Origin of the sequence: Arthrobacter sp. ATA002, assembly GCF_026898095.1 — a bacterium.
Classification (GTDB): domain Bacteria; phylum Actinomycetota; class Actinomycetes; order Actinomycetales; family Micrococcaceae; genus Arthrobacter_B.
In genome coordinates this window covers 638,148-655,632 of the sequence record NZ_CP114015.1, presented here as the reverse complement: position 1 = coordinate 655,632, position 17,485 = coordinate 638,148, and the positions used below count along the sequence as shown (strand labels likewise).

Annotated in this window: 12 protein-coding genes, 1 tRNA gene and 2 pseudogenes; 13 read left to right on the top strand and 2 right to left on the bottom strand. The window is 66.9% G+C overall.

Annotated features, from left to right (window positions below; genetic code table 11):
- Nucleotides 1-21 precede the first annotated feature (21 nt).
- From OL239_RS03365 to OL239_RS03335, 7 genes and pseudogenes are all read left to right on the top strand, one after another.
- Nucleotides 22-1,863 (top strand): annotated as a pseudogene (locus tag OL239_RS03365) (transglycosylase domain-containing protein); the annotation flags it as partial.
- 382 nt (nucleotides 1,864-2,245) lie between these two features.
- On the top strand, nucleotides 2,246-3,181 hold the full coding sequence (locus OL239_RS03360) for a metallophosphoesterase (RefSeq protein ID WP_442864209.1): 936 nt from the start codon (nucleotides 2,246-2,248) through the stop codon (nucleotides 3,179-3,181).
- Nucleotides 3,182-3,504: 323 nt separating this feature from the next.
- Entirely contained in the window at nucleotides 3,505-5,382 is a 1,878-nt protein-coding gene (locus OL239_RS03355; protein ID WP_268910732.1) for an ABC transporter ATP-binding protein, read from the top strand.
- Nucleotides 5,379-7,280, top strand: a complete 1,902-nt coding sequence (locus tag OL239_RS03350; RefSeq protein WP_268910731.1) for an ABC transporter ATP-binding protein — start codon at nucleotides 5,379-5,381, stop codon at nucleotides 7,278-7,280. The genes OL239_RS03355 and OL239_RS03350 overlap by 4 nt, the downstream gene beginning before the upstream one ends.
- 135 nt (nucleotides 7,281-7,415) lie before the next feature.
- A tRNA-Pro gene (locus OL239_RS03345) sits at nucleotides 7,416-7,492 on the top strand.
- Between the two features lie 130 nt (nucleotides 7,493-7,622).
- Nucleotides 7,623-8,129, top strand: a complete 507-nt coding sequence (locus OL239_RS03340) for a hypothetical protein (RefSeq protein WP_268910730.1) — start codon at nucleotides 7,623-7,625, stop codon at nucleotides 8,127-8,129.
- Nucleotides 8,130-8,189: 60 nt separating this feature from the next.
- Nucleotides 8,190-8,828, top strand: a complete 639-nt coding sequence (locus OL239_RS03335) for a dihydrofolate reductase family protein (RefSeq protein ID WP_268910729.1) — start codon at nucleotides 8,190-8,192, stop codon at nucleotides 8,826-8,828.
- A gap of 69 nt (nucleotides 8,829-8,897) precedes the next feature.
- Here OL239_RS03335 and OL239_RS03330 read toward each other — a convergent pair whose 3' ends face one another.
- On the bottom strand, nucleotides 8,898-9,791 hold the full coding sequence (locus OL239_RS03330; protein ID WP_268910728.1) for a phosphoribosylaminoimidazolesuccinocarboxamide synthase: 894 nt from the start codon (nucleotides 9,789-9,791) through the stop codon (nucleotides 8,898-8,900).
- 58 nt (nucleotides 9,792-9,849) lie between these two features.
- Nucleotides 9,850-11,129, bottom strand: a pseudogene (gene purD, locus OL239_RS03325) (phosphoribosylamine--glycine ligase); the annotation flags it as partial.
- Between the two features lie 98 nt (nucleotides 11,130-11,227).
- Between purD and OL239_RS03320 the strand changes: the two are divergent.
- The 6 genes from OL239_RS03320 (at nucleotide 11,228) to purM (ending at nucleotide 17,342) form a co-directional block, all read left to right on the top strand.
- Nucleotides 11,228-12,862, top strand: coding sequence for a molybdopterin-dependent oxidoreductase (locus tag OL239_RS03320; RefSeq protein ID WP_442864207.1), 1,635 nt, complete (start codon nucleotides 11,228-11,230; stop codon nucleotides 12,860-12,862).
- Between the two features lie 4 nt (nucleotides 12,863-12,866).
- On the top strand, nucleotides 12,867-13,874 hold the full coding sequence (locus tag OL239_RS03315) for an asparaginase (RefSeq protein WP_268910727.1): 1,008 nt from the start codon (nucleotides 12,867-12,869) through the stop codon (nucleotides 13,872-13,874).
- Nucleotides 13,875-13,895: 21 nt separating this feature from the next.
- Nucleotides 13,896-14,276, top strand: coding sequence for a sterol carrier family protein (locus tag OL239_RS03310; protein ID WP_268910726.1), 381 nt, complete (start codon nucleotides 13,896-13,898; stop codon nucleotides 14,274-14,276).
- A gap of 25 nt (nucleotides 14,277-14,301) precedes the next feature.
- Nucleotides 14,302-14,589, top strand: coding sequence for a hypothetical protein (locus OL239_RS03305; RefSeq protein ID WP_268910725.1), 288 nt, complete (start codon nucleotides 14,302-14,304; stop codon nucleotides 14,587-14,589).
- A gap of 72 nt (nucleotides 14,590-14,661) precedes the next feature.
- A complete protein-coding gene (purF, locus tag OL239_RS03300; protein ID WP_268910724.1) occupies nucleotides 14,662-16,230 on the top strand; it encodes an amidophosphoribosyltransferase in 1,569 nt (522 codons plus the stop codon).
- The gene (gene purM, locus OL239_RS03295) at nucleotides 16,227-17,342 is read left to right on the top strand and encodes a phosphoribosylformylglycinamidine cyclo-ligase (protein WP_268910723.1); all 1,116 of its coding nucleotides are present in this window, start codon (nucleotides 16,227-16,229) and stop codon (nucleotides 17,340-17,342) included. Before purF ends, purM begins: the two co-directional genes overlap by 4 nt.
- The last annotated feature ends 143 nt before the right edge of the window (nucleotides 17,343-17,485 follow it).

Genomic DNA, 17,485 nt, shown 5'->3' with positions numbered 1-17,485 from the left:
GTTCTTTGGCGTCAGTGCACTTTGCGGTGTTTTGGCCGCGGGACTCCTCGTTCCCGCCGCCGCAGCTGCCGGTACCGCCGCGTCCGGCTCCCTCCAGTTCTTCGACGACCTGCCGTCGGAACTCGAGGCCGGAGCCTGGCGGAGCCCTCCAAGATTTACGCCAATGACGGCTCGCTCATCGCCACGCTGTACGAGGAGAACCGCCAGCCGATCAAGCTGTCCGAAGTCTCCCCCACCATGATCGACGCGATGCTGGCGATCGAGGACGACCGTTTCTACGAACACGGCGGCGTCGACATGCAGGGCCTCATCGGAGCCCTGGCGTCCAACATCACGTCCGGTACCAACCGCGGCGCCTCCACGATCACGCAGCAGTACGTGAACAACGTCATCATCGACTCCAACCTTCAAAATAATGAAGAAGTTGTCTTCAGCGGCAGCATGCAGAAAACGTACGGCGACAAGCTGCGGGAAATGAAGCTGGCCATCGCAGTGGAAAAGCAGCTGAGCAAGGAAGAGATCCTTGAGGGCTACTTCAATATCGTGCCCTTCAGCGGCACCACGTTCGGCGTGCAGGCGGCCGCCAAATACTTCTTCAACGTCACGGCCGCGGAACTGAACATTCCGCAGGCCGCGCTTTTGGCCGGAGTGGTCAACGGCCCCACGCTCTACAGTCCCACCGGCAATCCGGAAGTGGCGCTGAAACGGCGGAACCTGGTGATCGGCACCATGCTTGGCACCGGACGGATTACGCAGGAAGAGCACGACGCCGCCGTCGCCACTGATCTGGGCCTGAACCTCACCCCAGTCCCCAGCAACTGCGTCGGCGCGGTCCAGGCACCGTATTTCTGTGACTATGTCACCCACCTGATCACCAATGACGACCGTTTCGGCGCTACTTTGGAGGACCGCGAGAAGCTGCTGTACCGCGGCGGCCTGAGCATCAACACCACGCTCGATCCGGAAATCCAGAACGCCGCGCAAACCGCCATCAACGAGACGGCGAACCCCGACACCACCGACCCGGAAATCGGCCACTCCATGGTGTCGATGGAGCCGGGCACGGGCAAGATCCTGTCCATGGCCCAGAACAGCCGTTACACGCCTGAGCAGGGGCCCGGAAACTCCGTGCTGAACTTCAACGTGGACCAGTACCAGGACGGCAACCCGGACAAACCGCTGGGCGGCATGGGCGGCTTCCAGCCCGGCTCAACCTACAAGCCGTTCACCGTGGCTGCCTGGCTGGATGCCGGGAAGACGCTGAACGCCCAGCTGGACGGGCGAAAGCGCACCTATCCGGCAGGACACAGCTGGAATGCCAGCTGCCTGCCCGGGGGCCGCTACGGCATTCCGGAGCCCTGGACACCCATCAACTACGGTGACACCAATTACCGCTCCACCACTGTGATTGACGGCCTCGCCAACTCGCTCAACACCATCACCCTGGCTGAGATTAACCAGCTGGATCTGTGCAAGTTCCAGGAAATGGCTTTCGCATCCGGCATCCACAACGGCAAAAGCGCCAGCGGCCAGAACGAACCGCTGGAGGTCAACCCGCCGTCGTCCTTCGGCGGCGGCGGCGACGCTTCACCGCTGGCCATGGCCACCGGTTTTGCCACCTTCGCGGCCGAGGGCCTCAAGTGCGAACCCCGCGCCCTGACCTCGGTGACAGCGGTCGACGGACGGACCTTCGAGGTTCCGGCGCAGGACTGCCAGCAGGTGATGAAGAAGGAAGTTGCCCAGGGCGTCAACGCTGCCACCCAGCAGGTCATGACCAAGGGATCGGGCTACAACCTGCAGATCGGGCTCCCGGTCGCCGGCAAGACCGGAACCAACGACTTCCGGTCCCAGACCTGGTTCATGGGTTACACCACGGGCATGGTCACGGCCTCCTGGCTGGGCAACCACGTCTGGGGTGACGAGCGCGGCACCATGATCGGCAAGCCGATCGGCGGCCGGGTGTACCCGGAAATCGACGGCTCGCTGATTGCCGGACCGTCCTGGAAGAACTTCATCCAGCGGATTCCCGGTGAGTACGGCGCCAATCCGTTCACTCCCCGCCTGCGAGCATCATGGGCAACGCGCCGCAGGCACCGAGGCCGGCACCGGCGCCGTCCCCCAGCCCAGCCGCCGACAGTGACGACGACGGGGACAACGGAGGCGGCGGCTCCGAGGGGGACAACAACGCCTCCGGGGCGAGCTTCTTTGAAGACCGGTTCGCTGCCGGGCGCGAGACATACTAATCGTGGCCGCTTCTTCCCTGGGCAGTGTTCTGCGCCCGGCGGCCTGGGCTGCCGGAGCTACCGCCGGTGCCGGGGCTGCCGCCCTTGCCTATGCCTCATTGATCGAACGCAACCTTTTTGGGATTCGGGCGGAGACGCTGGCCGTCCTGCCGCCGGGCAGCGCGCCGCTGCGGGTGCTGCACCTGTCGGACATCCACTTTGTGCCGAACCAGAACCTCAAGACGCGGTGGCTGGCTTCGCTGGGGGAGCTGGAACCGGATCTGGTGGTCAACACCGGCGACAACCTCAGTCACCCCGACGCCGTGCCTCCGCTGTTGGCGGCCCTCAAGCCGCTGCTGCGGTTCCCCGGCGTCTACGTTCCCGGTTCCAATGACTATTACGGCCCGATGATGAAGAGTCCCTTCACCTACTTCACGGGCCCCTCGAAAATCACCAGGGAGCCGCCGGCGCTGCCGTTCGGGGAGCTCTTCGGTGCCTTCGACGACGCCGGCTGGACCGGTCTGACGAACCGCCGGGATTCCAAAGTCCTGGGCGGGATACGGCTGGACTTCTCCGGCGTGGATGACCCGCACCTGGACCGCGACGTCTATGCGGGGTTCCCGGAAGCTGCTGTTGCCGCCGACCCGGCGCCCTCCCTTCGCGTCGGGGTGGCCCATGCGCCCTACCAGCGGGTGCTGAACTACTTCACGGACGGCGGAGCGGAGCTGATCCTGGCCGGCCATACCCACGGCGGACAGGTCTGCATTCCGTTCTACGGTGCTTTGGTCAGCAACTGCGACCTGCCCACCTCGCGGGCCAAGGGTGTGTCCGTGTGGGAGCGCAACGGCCGCCGGGTGCCAATGAACGTTTCGGCGGGGATCGGAACGTCGCGTTTCGCTCCGGTCCGGTTTGCCTGCCGTCCCGAAGCGGTCCTGATAACGCTGACTCCGCGCTCGTAGCCCGCTCCGGCCCGGGCGTTCCCCCGGCGGCAGCGGTCGGGCTCATGCACTTCAACTCCGCCGAGTGTCGGGACAATGCCCTTCCCAGCGCCGGAAAGCGGAATTATCCCTACTCTCGGGGTGAAACGCCACGTCCCCGGCGGTGGACGACGACGCGGCAGACGCAAGCTGCCGGCACCCGGCAAGCCGGACGAAGCCGTTCCTCGGCCGGAAAAGACCATACTCCGGACCGCCGTCGATTCCGTCACCGGTCAGGCTTAGGATTGAGGCCACTAGGGACGCTGCACCTGATGCAGGACCCTCCACCCGCTCAAAGAGGTTTCATGCCCGCGCAAACATCACTGTGGCAGTCCCTTGGACGGCTGTACCCCCATTTGCGGCCCATTCTCCCCCGGTTAATCCTCGGGCTCTTCTGCGCCCTGGGCGCCAGCCTCATGGCGCTGGCCATTCCGCAGGTCTTCCGCGTGCTGATCAACACGTCGCTGAACCCCGGCGGATCGACAGCTGCCGTGTGGGGTGCGGCCGGCGTCGTCCTGGGCCTGGGCGTACTGGAGGCGGCGTTCGTGGCGCTGCGCCGCCAGTTCGTCATCGCCCCCGCCACCACGGTGGAAACCCGGATGCGCACATCGTTCTACCGGCATCTGCAGGATCTTTCGGTCGAATTCCATGACCGCTGGGGCAGCGGCCAGCTGCTCTCCCGCGCCATGAGCGACCTGAACCTGATCCGCCGCTGGATGGCCTTCGGCGCCATCATGCTCGTGGTCACGGCGCTGACCGTGGCGATTGGGTTCACCGTCATGCTGTTCACCAGCTGGCCCCTGGCACTCATTTTTATCGCCGCTGCCGTGCCCATTGTCGTTTACGGATTCCGCTTCAACCGCTTCTACCGGCAGGTGTCCCGCCAAAGCCAGGACCAAACCGGAGACCTGGCGACCACCGTGGAGGAATCCGTCCACGGCATCCGCATCCTGAAGGCTTTCGGCCGCAGCCGCGAGGCGCTTGATTCCTTCGAGGAGCAGGCACAGGAACTGCGGCTGACGGAGGTTTCCAAAGCCAATTCGCTGGCCAAGTTCTCGCTGGTGGTCACACTGCTGCCCGAGGCCGCGCTGGCTGCCGCCCTCGTCGTGGGCATCATTTCCGTGGCTGACGGCACGCTCAGCATTGGCGCACTGGTCGCGTTCTTCGCCACTGCCGCCGTCGTGGCCGGTCCGGTGGAGGCCATCGGGCCGCTGCTGTCCATGACCCTCACGGCCAAGACGGCGATTGACCGGCACTACGAGGTGATGGACGCCCGGCGCTCCATCGAAAGTCCGGAACATCCGGTTCACCTGCGCGATGTGCGCGGGGAACTCGTGTTTGAGGATGTCCATTTTGCTTACCCGGACACCAGGGACGGCACCCGCGGCGTGATCAACGGCGTGGACCTGTGCCTGCGGCCGGGCGAAACCATGGCCCTGGTGGGGGTAACCGGCAGCGGAAAAACCACCCTGCTGCAGCTCGTACCCCGGCTCTTTGATGTCACCGGCGGTGCGGTCCGGATCGACGGCACCGACCTGCGGGACCTTGACCTTGAGGAGCTCCGCACCATCGTTGCGGTGGCCTTCGAAGACACCACGCTGTTCTCCAGTTCGGTCCGCGACAACGTCCTGCTCGGAGCCGAACCGGCAAGTTCGGCCGAAGCCGACCAGCTGCTGGCCCAGGCGCTCGACGTCGCGCAGGCCGACTTTGTCTATTCCCTGCCCGAGGGCACCGACACGCTGATCGGTGAGGAGGGGCTGAGCCTGTCCGGCGGCCAGCGGCAGCGCGTGGCCCTGGCGCGGGCCATAGCCGCCCGGCCCAAGGTGTTGATCATGGACGACCCGCTGTCGGCGCTCGATGTCCGCACCGAGGAACTGGTGGAGGGCCGGCTGCGCGAGGTACTGGCCGACACCACCACGCTGGTGGTGGCGCACCGCCCGTCCACGGTGTCCCTGGCCGACCGCGTCGCGCTGCTGGAGGACGGCCGGATCAGCGCCGTCGGCACCCACGCCGAGCTGCTCGCGGACAATGAGCACTACCGGTACGTGATCGCCAGCCTGCCCACGGAACCCGCAGACCTGGACAGTCCGCTGGAAGACGAACTCCTTCCCAGTGACAACGCCGACAACGCAGCCGGCGGCCTCGAAACACCGCGCCTGGACGATGAGGAGATCATCCGATGAGCCGCTTCACTGTCCGCCGCGGTGCCTCGGAGGCCGGCAGGCCCGCCAGGGGTGCCCGCGGAGCCAAGGGCACCGACCCGAACTACGACGCCGCCGCACGGCTGGGAACCGCAGGCGAGGACGCCGTCCACCTGGGCAAGGAGGAAAACCAGGCTGTCCGCCGCCGGTCGCTGGCCCTGCTGGGGTCGCTGATCCGGCCCAACCGGGCCCGGTTTATCGGCACCGTCCTGCTGGTCGTCTTCTCCCAGGCCGCCCGGGTGGCCGGGCCCGCCATCATTGCCTACGGCATCGACCATGCCCTGCCGGACCTGCAGGCCGGCAACAGCCTGCCGCTGGTCCTCTCCGGCGTGGCTTACCTGGTTGCGGCCATACTTGCCGCGGCCCTGACCGCCGGCTATGTCCGCGCCACCGCACTGCTGAGCCAGGCCATGCTGCTGGACCTGCGGCTGCGGGTCTTCCGGCACACCCAGCGGCTGAGCCTGGAGTTCCACGAAAGGTACACCTCGGGGCGCATCATTTCGCGGCAAACCTCGGATCTGGAGGCCCTACGGGAACTGCTGGACTCCGGTATCAGCTCGCTGGCCTCGGGAGCGATGTACATGCTGTTCACTGCCGTCAGCATCTTCCTCCTGGACTGGCGCACCGGTCTGCTGCTGCTGGCGGCCTTTGTGCCCATGTATCTGCTGACGCGCTGGTATCAGACGCGGTCCCAGCTCGCCTACCGTGCCTCCCGGGTGACCTCCGCAAAGCTCATCGTGCACTTCGTGGAGACCATGACCGGCATCCGCGCCGTGAAGGCCTTCCGCCGCGAACAGGTGAACGCCCAAAAGTACGACGGCCTGGCCGACGACTACCGGGTGGCCACCGTCCGCTCCATCAACCTCAACGGTGTTTTCCAGCCCGGACTGGTGCTGATCGGTAACGCCACGGTGGCCGTGGTGCTGCTGGTGGGCGGCTTCCGGGTGCTCGACGGCGGCCTCGAGGTGGGTGCCCTGCTGGCCCTGCTGCTGTACTCGAAGCGCTTCTTCCAGCCGGTGGACCAGATGGCCATGTTCTACAACTCCTTCCAGTCCGCCTCCGCCGCACTGGAGAAGGTCTCCGGGCTGCTGGAGGAAGTGCCCACCGTTCGTCCGCCCAAGCATCCGGTGGAGCTCAGGCATGCCGCCGGTGACATCCGGTTCGACGGCGTGGAGTTCCGGTACGGTGACGGTCCGGTGATCCTGCCGCGCATGGACCTGCACATCCCCGCCGGGCAGACCGTGGCCCTGGTCGGGCCGACCGGGGCCGGCAAGTCGACGCTGGCAAAGCTGATTGCCCGCTTCTACGACCCCTCGGACGGTGCGGTGCTGCTCGACGGCGTGGACCTGCGCGACCTCACGCAGCGGGACCTGCGCCGCGCCGTCGTCATGGTGACGCAGGAGGCGTTCCTGTTCAGCGGGTCGGTGGCGGACAACATCGCTCTGGGCAAACCCGACGCCAGCCGCGAAGAAATCATTGCTTCGGCGAAGGCCGTGGGAGCCCATGAGTTCATTGAAGCCCTGCCGGAGGGCTACGACACCGACGTGAACAAGCGCGGCGGCCGGGTGTCGTCCGGCCAGCGCCAGCTGATCAGCTTTGCCCGCGCGTTCCTGGCCGATCCCGCGGTGCTGATCCTGGACGAGGCCACGTCGTCGCTGGATATTCCGAGCGAACGGCTCGTGCAGCACGGGTTGAAGACCCTGCTGGGGAACCGCACGGCGCTGATCATCGCGCACCGGCTCTCAACGGTGGAGATCGCCGACCGGGTGCTGGTGATGCACTCCGGCGAGGTGGTGGAGGACGGCACCCCGGCCGATCTCACCGGCGGCACCGGCCGGTTCGCCAAGCTGCAGGCCGCCTGGCAGGAGTCGCTGGTGTAGGACGACGGCGGCGAAACGGGCTCCGCGGCAACATTACCGCGGCCGCGGAGCCCGGTTTCGCGGAATCAGCGGTGATCGTCTACACTTGTAAAGTTGCTTCAGCGGCGGGGAAACCCGGCAAAAGAGCAGTGGTTACGGGGTGTGGCGCAGCTTGGTAGCGCGCGTCGTTCGGGACGACGAGGTCGCAGGTTCAAATCCTGTCACCCCGACCAAACAAAGAGAGTCTGTCATCTGACAGGCTCTTTTTGTTGCCCGGCGAGTGCTGTTTCCACCCCATGACCGCTTTTGCTCAGGGCTGGGCCGCAATGGCTATCCTGTATCCGAGCCGTTACCGTGGTGCGCATGACAACCATCGTGGCGGCCCCGGGTGACCTGATTATCGGCGTGAGCGACGGCGTCAGCGTTCGTTTTGCCGGCATTGACGTTGAGGCACGGCAACCACCTATGGCGTCGCCTGACGGCGACCGCTGCATCCAGATCATGCTCGAGGGCGTCAACGGCAGCGAAGTCCGGGAGCGCAATCAGCAGCATGCCAGAGACGAGGCCGCCTGGGTGGAACGCCGCAAAGAACTCGGCACCGCAAACGCCGGCCGCTATCCGCCCCTGCCGGGTGTCGCGGTGATGCAGCGGGTACGTGCCCGCGTCACGGACGATTTGGGAACCAGCTACCAATGGATCGGCGGGCATACCTCCGGGACCGGAAGCGAGTGGGAGGCCTCCTGGTTCTACTTTCCCGCCCCGCCCCGGAGTGCTTCCCTGCTCACATTGGCTTTCACCCTTGACGGCGAACCCACCGGCAAGGAGTGCGTGCTCCGGCTTCCGGACGGGCAGTCCCCGGGAACCCTTTGACACGCTTGCCGCCCCAGCTAGGCTCAACGTACTGCCGATCAGGGAACAAGGAGATTTCCGATGGTTGTCCGCGTTGATCTGAACATTTCCCTGGACGGCTATGCCACCACCACGGACCAGACTCCAGAGGACCCGTTTGGCCAGGACTGGTCCCGGCTGGTGGGCCCGTACACCGCCACCCGGACGTTCCAAGAGCGTGTCCTGCATGAACCAGGCGCAGGCACCACCGGCGTGGATGACAAACACGCTGCCGCTTACTTCGAGGGAATCGGCTCCGAGATCATGGGAGCCGGCATGTTCGGGCTGCATCTCTTCCCGGATGATCCGGACTGGCAGGGCTGGTGGGGCGATGAGCCGCCGTTCCGGGTTCCGGTCTTTGTCCTGACTCATGCGCCGCGGCGAACCATCGAGATGGCCAATGGAACCAGGTTCGAGTTCCTCAGCGCCTCACCCGTGGAGGCACTGGAGCTGGCCACCGACGCCGCGGCAGGACAGGATGTCCGGATCGGCGGCGGACCCACGCTCATCAAGACGTTCCTGGAAGCGGGGCTGGTGGACCGGATGCACGTGGGCATCACGCCCATCCTGCTGGGACGGGGCATCTACCTGTGGGAGGGCCTCCGCGGCCTCGAGGACGGATACAACGTCAGCGCCGAGACGGCGGAAAGCGGCGTCGTGCATCTGACCTTCCAGCGCTGAGCCGCGCCGGATTCCGGCCAGCCCGGGAACTCCCCCTTCCGGAAGCCAGGAGTCCCCGCGCGAAGTCTCCTACTCGAACGTCCTGCCGGTCAGCCGCTCGTAGGCCTCCACATAGCGGGCGCGGGTGCGCTCGACGACGTCGGCCGGCAGCATCGGCGGCGGCGTATCCGAGGCCTTGTCCCAGCCGGACTCAGGCGAGGTCAGCCAGTCCCGCACATACTGCTTGTCGAAGGACGGCTGCGCGGCACCCGGGGCGTACAGCGCCGCATCCCAGAACCGCGAGGAATCCGGGGTCAGCACCTCATCTCCCAGCGTGACCCCGCCGGTGGCCGGATCCAGCCCGAACTCCACCTTGGTGTCCGCCAGGATGATGCCGCGGCCGCGGGCAACCGCCTCGGCCGCCGCGTAGATCTCCAGCGTCAGCGAGCGCAGCGTTCCAGCCGTCTCCGCTCCGACAAGCTTCACCACGGCGTCGTAATTGATGTTCTCGTCATGCTCGCCCACCTCGGCCTTGGCCGACGGCGTGAAGATGGCCGGTTCCAGCCGGGACCCGTCCACCAGCCCGGCCGGCAGCGGCACGTCACACACGGTTTGCGACTGCCGGTATTCCGCCAGCCCCGTGCCCGTCAGGTAGCCGCGGGCAATGCACTCCACCGGATACATGTCCAGCTTTCTGCAGATCATGGCCCGGCCCGCCACCTCGGCCGGCACCCCCTCATCCGCGGAGATCACGTGGTTGGGCACCTTCAGCTGCTCGAACCACCACAGGCTGAGCTGGGTCAGGATCCGGCCCTTGTCCGGAATCTCGGAGGCCAGCACATGGTCAAAGGCGCTGATCCGGTCACTGGCCACGACGAGGACCCGGTCCTTTGCACCCGGTGCGGAGGAGTCGGCGGGGACGTACAGGTCCCGGACCTTTCCGGAATAAACGTGGGTCCAGCCGGCCAGTTCGGGGGCGCTCATGCCTGTTCCCCGTCCAGGCTGACGGGGCGCAGCCCGGTTCATTGTCCGGCACCGTGCAGGCACCGGCAGGAACCCTCACTTCCCCGTTCAACGCTTTCAAGGCAATGTCACCGCGGTGCTGCGATCCTTCCAACCGGATCATCTCCACGCCGGCATACGCCAGGTCCGGGCTGACTGAAGATCGGCACCCAGGCCGACGGCGGCGAGCACCCGGCCGCCGGCGGACACCACCTTGCCGTCCCCATTGAGCGCGGTGCCCGCGTGCAGGACGTGGACGCCGTCGAGCTTTGCCGCCTTTTTCAGGCCGCGGATCCGGTCGCCGGTGCGCGGCGCGTCCGGATAATCGGCGGCGGCAATCACCACAGCCACCGCGGTGCGGGAATCCCACTTGAGCTGTTCCATGGCGTCCAGTTCGCCCTTGGCCGCAGCCAGCAGCAGGCCGCCGAGCGGGGTTTTCAGCCGGGCCAGCACGGCCTGGGTTTCCGGATCACCGAACCGGGCGTTGAATTCGATGACGCGCATTCCGCGCGAGGTCAGGGCCAGTCCGCAGTACAGGACACCGACAAACGGCGTGCCGCGGGCTGCCATTTCATCGATCGTGGGCTGGGCCACCCGGCGGATGACGTCATCCACGAGATCGGCCGGAACCCAGTCCAGCGGCGAATACGCTCCCATGCCGCCGGTGTTGGGCCCTGCATCGCCGTCGAAAATGCGCTTGAAATCCTGGGCCGGCGCCAGCGGAACAACATGGCGGCCGTCGGAAAGGACAAAGAGTGAAACCTCCGGGCCGTCCAGGAACTCTTCGATCACCACGGTCCCGCCGGCGTCAAAACAGGCCTGCGCGTGGGCCAGCGCCTCATCTCGGCCGGAGGTGACCACCACGCCTTTGCCCGCGGCCAGTCCGTCATCCTTGACCACATACGGTGCCCCGAAGGTATCCAGCGCATCGGCGGCCTCTTCCGGAGTGGAGGCCACCCGTGCCATGGCGGTGGGAACACTGGCTGCGGCCATCACCTGCTTGGCGAACGCCTTGGAGGCCTCGAGCTGGGCTGCGGCCTGCGACGGGCCGAACACGGGGATGCCTGCCTCCCGCAGGGCATCCGCAACCCCTGCGGCGAGCGGGGCTTCGGGGCCGATAACCACGAGGTTCGAGCCCAGGGTGCGGGCCAGCGCGGTCACCTCCGCCGGGTCGCTGGCATTCACTGCATGGACCGGAACCATCTCCGCGATGCCTGCGTTGCCGGGAGCAGCGTGGACCTCCCGGACATAGGGATCAGCGAGCAGTGATCGGACAAGGGCATGTTCGCGGCCGCCGGGGCCTACAACGAGAACCTTCACAGTAGTTCAGCGTACTGGCTGGGCTCCGGCAGCCGAAAGCGCCGGCCGCGTGTGACGCGGACACCCATACCTGCGCGGTGCTGCTGCGAATAGGAACCATGATGGCCTCCTCGAAACCTTCTCCCGCCCGGACCCGCACCCGCACGCTGTTCCGGCTCCGCCCCGCGGTGCCCTACGCCGCCCTGGCGGGGATCCTCGCCGCGGCAACGGTGCTGGCCGTAGCCGAGCTGGCCGGGGCGTTTTTCACCGCGCGGGCCCGTCCGCTCATCGCCCTCGGTTCCACGTTTATCGACTTCACTCCCCTGTGGCTGAAGAACTTTGCGGTGGAAACGTTCGGCACCAATGACAAAGCCGCGCTCTTTGCCGGCATGGCCGTAACCATCGCCGTATTGGCGGCCCTCGCGGGAGTGCTGGCCCGGCGCCGCTGGGCGCTGGGCGTGGCCGCCGTCGTTGTCATGGGCACAGTGATTGTGGCCTGTGTGCTGACCCGGGCCGGAGCGTCGCCGGTGGACGCCATCCCCACGGTGCTGGGGACGGCCGTCGGAATTGCTGTCCTGCGTGGACTGATCCGCCGCATTCCCGCCGCCGGCGCAGAAACCACCGCAGGAACGACGGCGGATGCGGGAGCGGACACCCCGTCAGTTCCCCCCGGCGGCACACGGACCACCCGCCGCGGTTTTTTCGCCGCTGCCGGGCTCACCGCAGTGATCGCGGCTGCCGCTGCCACAGGAGGCCGTGCCATCGCGGCGGCGCGCAGCACCACGGCCGGCTTCCGGGCCGCCCTTCGGCTTCCGGCAAGCGCCGACCCGGCCCCCGCGCTGCCCGCCGGACTGCAGTCCCCGGTATCCGGCGTAACCCCGTGGCTTACGCCGAACGCCGACTTCTACCGGATCGACACGGCCCTCAGCGTGCCGGAAGTGGATGCCGAAACCTGGGAGCTCCGGATCCACGGCATGGTGGAGGAAGAGGTCCGGATCAGCTTTGCCGAGCTGCTGGACTCGGACCTGATTGAACGGCATCTCACCCTGACCTGCGTTTCCAATCCGCTCGGCGGGGACCTGGCCGGTACTGCCAAGTGGCTGGGACTGCCGGTGCGGGAGCTGCTGGCCCGGGCCCGGCCCACGGCGGACGCGGACATGGTGCTCTCCACCAGTGTTGACGGTTTCAGCGCCTCCACTCCCCTGGAGGTGCTGCAGGATGACCGCGACGCTCTGCTGGCCGTGGGCATGAACGGTGAGCCGCTGCCTCCGGTGCATGGCTATCCAGTCCGGATGGTGGTGCCCGGCCTCTACGGCTTTGTGTCCGCCACCAAATGGATCATCGACATGGAAGTAACCCGCTTCGACACGCAAACCGCGTACTGGACGGACCGCGGCTGGGCTGAGCAGGCACCGGTGAAGACGATGGCACGGGTGGAGGTGCCGGCGTCGTTCGCCCGGGTACCGGCCGGCCCCGTGGATATTGGCGGCACCGCCTGGTCACAGCAGCGCGGCATCACCGGAGTGGAAGTGCAGATCGACGACGGCGAGTGGCAGCCGGCGGTCCTGGCCGCGGAGGCCTCGGTGGACACCTGGCGCCAGTTCTCCTTCCGCACGCCGGAACTTTCCAGCGGCAACCACACCGTGCGTGCGCGGGCCACGGATCCGCAGGACGGCGTGCAGACCGAGGCACGCGCCGACACGGTGCCCGACGGCGCCTCCGGCTGGCAGTCGGTGCAGTTCATGGTGGAATAAGAACATGCCTGCCACTTTTACTGCGTCCGATGCCGTTGAACTTGCCGTTGTGGAACGCAGCGGTTTCATCGAGTCCCGCCACATCGGTTCCGCCGTTGTCATGGCGGCTGACGGAAGTGTCGTTACGGCACTGGGAGACATCACGACGCCCATATTTCCGCGGTCCACGCTTAAGCCGTTCCAAGCCGTGGCTGCCATGAAATCCGGCGTTCCGCTGCGCGGTCCACAGGTGGCGCTGGCCGCGGCCAGCCACACCGGTTCCAAGGAACACACGGACGTGGTCAAGACGATGCTGGCTGCCGCCGGCGTCACCGAAGACCATCTGCAGTGCCCCGTGGACTGGCCCCAGGACGAGGCCGCCCGGAACGAGCTGGTCCGTGCCGGAAAGGGCAAAAACAAGCTGGCCTTCAACTGCTCCGGCAAGCACGCCGCGTTCCTCTGGGCCTGCACCGAGAACAATTGGGACCACGCCACCTATCTGGATCCGCAGCATCCGCTGCAGCTGCGCATCGCCGAGGTCTTTGAGGAATTCACTGGAGAAACCATCCGGCACTGGGCCACCGACGGCTGCGGCGCGCCGCTGGCCGCCGTCTCCCTCACCGGCCTGGCCCGCGGCATCGGCCGCCTGGCCAAGGCACCCTCGAGCAAGCACGGTGATGCCCGGGCAGCCACCGTGGCCACCGCGATGCTCGACTACCCGTGGGCGGTCCACGGCCGCGGCCGCGAAAACACCGTAGTAATGGAAGACCTGGGCATCATTTCCAAGAACGGTGCCGAGGGCGTGCTTGTGCTGGGCACCGACACCGGAGTATCCGTTGCCCTGAAGATGCTGGACGGCGACACCCGCGCGGCGTCCCTCGTGGGGCTGACCCTGCTGGCGGCCAGCGGCGCGGTGGACGCCGGCACGATCGGCCCGGTACTGGACAAGATTGTGCGGCCGGTGCTCGGCGGCGGCGAACCTGTCGGCAGCATCCGGCTCGGGGCACCCGTCACGGCCCTGCTGGACTCCTAACCGCAGCGGACGGACTACCCCATGGCACGACGACGCATCCCGGCACCTGAGGGTGAGACGGCGCTGCGGGCTGCCGCCGCTGCCGCGGATCAGGGTTCCACGGCTGACCGCAAAATCCTGGCCACCGCCGTCCGCTATTCCCTCGAGGAACTGGCTGAGCGCGCACCCGGCAACAGCGTGGAGGTCCGGGTTCCGCCGTTCGGTGTCACCCAGTGCGTGGCGGGACCCCGGCACACCCGGGGAACACCGCCGAACGTGATCGAGACCGACGCCGCCACTTGGCTGGCGCTCGTCACCGGAGAACAGCCCTGGGCGGACGCCGTCGCTGCCGGCAAGGTGGCGGCTTCCGGGCAGCGGGCCGACCTGTCGGAGTGGCTTCCGCTGTTCCGTGCAGGGCAATAATCTCTACTGCCGGTAGAATTTGGATATGGATTCCGAGCAGCACAGCCCCGAGCGCCGCGAAATTACCGTCCGCCGCGCTCCCCGTTTTATTCCGTTCCTGGCTCTGGGCGTGATCGCCGGGTTCATTGCCGCACTGGTGGTCGCCTATGCAGGGCCGGCCGATCCCACGTACACGCGCGAAGCAACCCTGGGCTTCTTCACCGTCATGTTCGCCATTCCCGGTGTCTGCCTCGGAGCCGTCGTTGCCCTGCTCCTGGACTGGATCAGCGTGCGCAAGGCCCGCCGCGCCGTCGTCGAGCGCGACGAGGAGTAACTTCCCGAACGGCGGCCCGTAATGGTTCCGCGTGAAAGTCCGGCTTCGACTCCGGCGTGAGAGACTAATCCCATGGCACGCGGTGACGGAAAACTTTCCCACGATCTTCTGCCCGGCGAGAAAGGTCCACAGGATGCCTGTGGAGTCTTCGGTGTCTGGGCCCCCGGTGAAGAAGTAGCAAAACTTACGTACTACGGGTTGTACGCCCTGCAGCACCGCGGGCAGGAGTCCGCGGGAATTGCCACCAGCGACGGCAACAGGATCAGCGTCTACAAGGACATGGGCCTGGTTTCCCAGGTCTTCGACGAAACCACCCTGAACACCCTGACCGGGCATATCGCGGTGGGCCACTGCCGGTATTCCACCACCGGCGCCTCCCAGTGGGCCAATGCCCAGCCCACCCTCGGCGCCACCGCCAGCGGTACCGTGGCCCTGGCGCACAACGGCAACCTGACCAACTCGGCCGAACTGTACGAAATGATCCTCGAACGCGAGGGACGCCCGCGCTCCGGTGAAATCGCCCAGGGCAACACCTCGGACACCGCGCTGGTCACGGCGCTGCTCAACGGCTCCGACGGACGTTCGCTGGAGGACACGGCCCTGGAGCTGCTGCCCAAGCTGCGCGGGGCGTTCTCCTTTGTCTTCATGGACGAAGGCACCCTCTACGCCGCGCGGGACACCTACGGGGTCCGCCCGCTGGTGCTGGGCCGCCTGAACCGCGGCTGGGTGGTAGCTTCCGAGGGGTCCGCCCTCGCCACGGTCGGTGCCAGCTTCATCCGCGAGATCAAGCCCGGCGAGTTTATCGCCATTGACGAAAACGGCATCCGCAGCACCAGCTTCGGCGAACCGACGCCGGCCGGCTGCGTCTTTGAATACGTTTACCTGGCCCGTCCCGATGCCGTCATCAACGGCCGGTCCGTCTATGAGAGTCGGGTAGAGATGGGCCGCCAGTTGGCCCGCGAATATCCGGTCGAAGCCGACATCGTCATTCCCGTGCCCGAGTCCGGAACCCCCGCCGCGGTCGGATACGCCGAAGAGTCGGGCATTCCCTTCGCCCACGGATTCGTCAAGAACTCATATGTGGGGCGCACCTTCATCCAGCCGAGCCAGACGCTGCGCCAGCTGGGCATCAAGCTCAAGCTCAACGCCCTGGAATCCGTCATCCGCGGCAAGCGCGTGGTGGTCGTGGATGATTCCATTGTCCGCGGCAACACGCAGCGGGCCATCGTGCGGATGCTGCGCGAGGTGGGGGCCAAGGAAGTCCACGTCAAGATTTCGTCCCCGCCGGTCCAGTGGCCGTGCTTTTACGGCATCGACTTTGCCTCCCGCGCGGAACTGATCGCCAACGGTGCCGCCGTCGAGGAAATCTGCGCCTCCGTGGGCGCCGACTCGCTGGCCTACATTTCCGAGGACGGCATGATCGGCGCCACCCGGCAGCCCCGCGAGCGGCTGTGCACCGCATGCTTCACCGGGGTCTATCCGATCGAACTGCCGTCGGCGGACCGGCTGGGCAAGAACCTGCTGGAGCCGGCTGCGCCCGGCAATCCGGCGGACGACGGCGGAGCCAACGGCTGCGATCCGGGGCCAGACGCCGAGTTTGAGAATCTCCTGACCAAAGCCGACAAGAAGGAAGCCGTATGAGCTCGTCCGAAACCGCCATCACCTATGCCTCGGCAGGAGTGGACGTCGAAGCCGGCGACAAGGCCGTGGACCTGATGAAGGCCGCCGTCAAGGCGACGCACAACTCTTCGGTACTGGGCGGGGTGGGTGGATTCGCCGGACTCTACGACGTGTCCCGGCTGCTGGCCTACAAGAAGCCGCTGCTCGCCACCTCCACCGACGGCGTAGGCACCAAGGTGGCCATTGCCCAGGCCATGGATATCCACGACACCATCGGCTTCGACCTGGTGGGCATGGTGGTGGACGACATCGTTGTGGTGGGCGCCGAGCCTCTGTTCATGACCGACTACATTGCCTGCGGCAAGGTGGTCCCCGAACGCATCGCTGACATTGTCCGCGGCATCGCCGCGGCCTGCGAAGTCGCCGGCACGGCGCTGGTGGGCGGGGAAACCGCCGAGCACCCCGGCCTGCTGGGTGAACATGAGTACGACGTCGCCGGCGCCGCCACCGGCGTGGTGGAAGCCGGAAACCTGCTGGGCCCGGAACGGGTCCGCAGCGGCGACGTGGTCATCGGCATGGCGTCCTCCGGGCTGCATTCCAACGGTTACTCGCTGGTCCGCCGGGTGATCCACCATGCCGGCTGGCAGCTCGAGCGCCAGGTCAGCGAGTTCGGGCGCACCCTCGGCGAGGAACTCCTCGAACCCACCCGGGTGTACGCCGCCGACTGCCTGGATCTGGCGCGGTTGGAACCCGCCGGTGTCCACGGCTTCAGCCACGTCACCGGAGGCGGCCTTGCCGCCAACCTGGCCCGCGTGCTCCCCAAGGGACTCGAGGCCACGGTTGACCGCTCCACCTGGGAGCTGCCGCCCATCTTCAAGCTGGTGTCCGGGCTGGGGAACGTTCCGCAGCCGGATCTGGAGCGCACCCTCAACCTCGGCGTGGGGATGGTCGCCATCGTGGACGCCGCCGGAGCCGACGCTGCCGTTAACCGGCTGGCTGAGCGCGGTGTTCCGGCCTGGGTCATGGGCAGCGTGGGAGCCGCGGGTGAAGCACTGCCCGGCCCGGACTATGTCCAGGGCGCCAAGGGTGTCGACGGCGGCGCCGTCCGCCTCGTCGGAAACTACGCCGGCTAAACTGCCGGCTGCCCGGGACCCGGGAGCTTCCACAGGAAAGGGTGCGCGTCACAGATGCGCACCCTTTCCTGTCCGCCCGTTGCTTTGCCGGACCCTTAACGGCCTTCAGCGGATGCACCCTGGGGGTGATCCGCTGAAGAGAG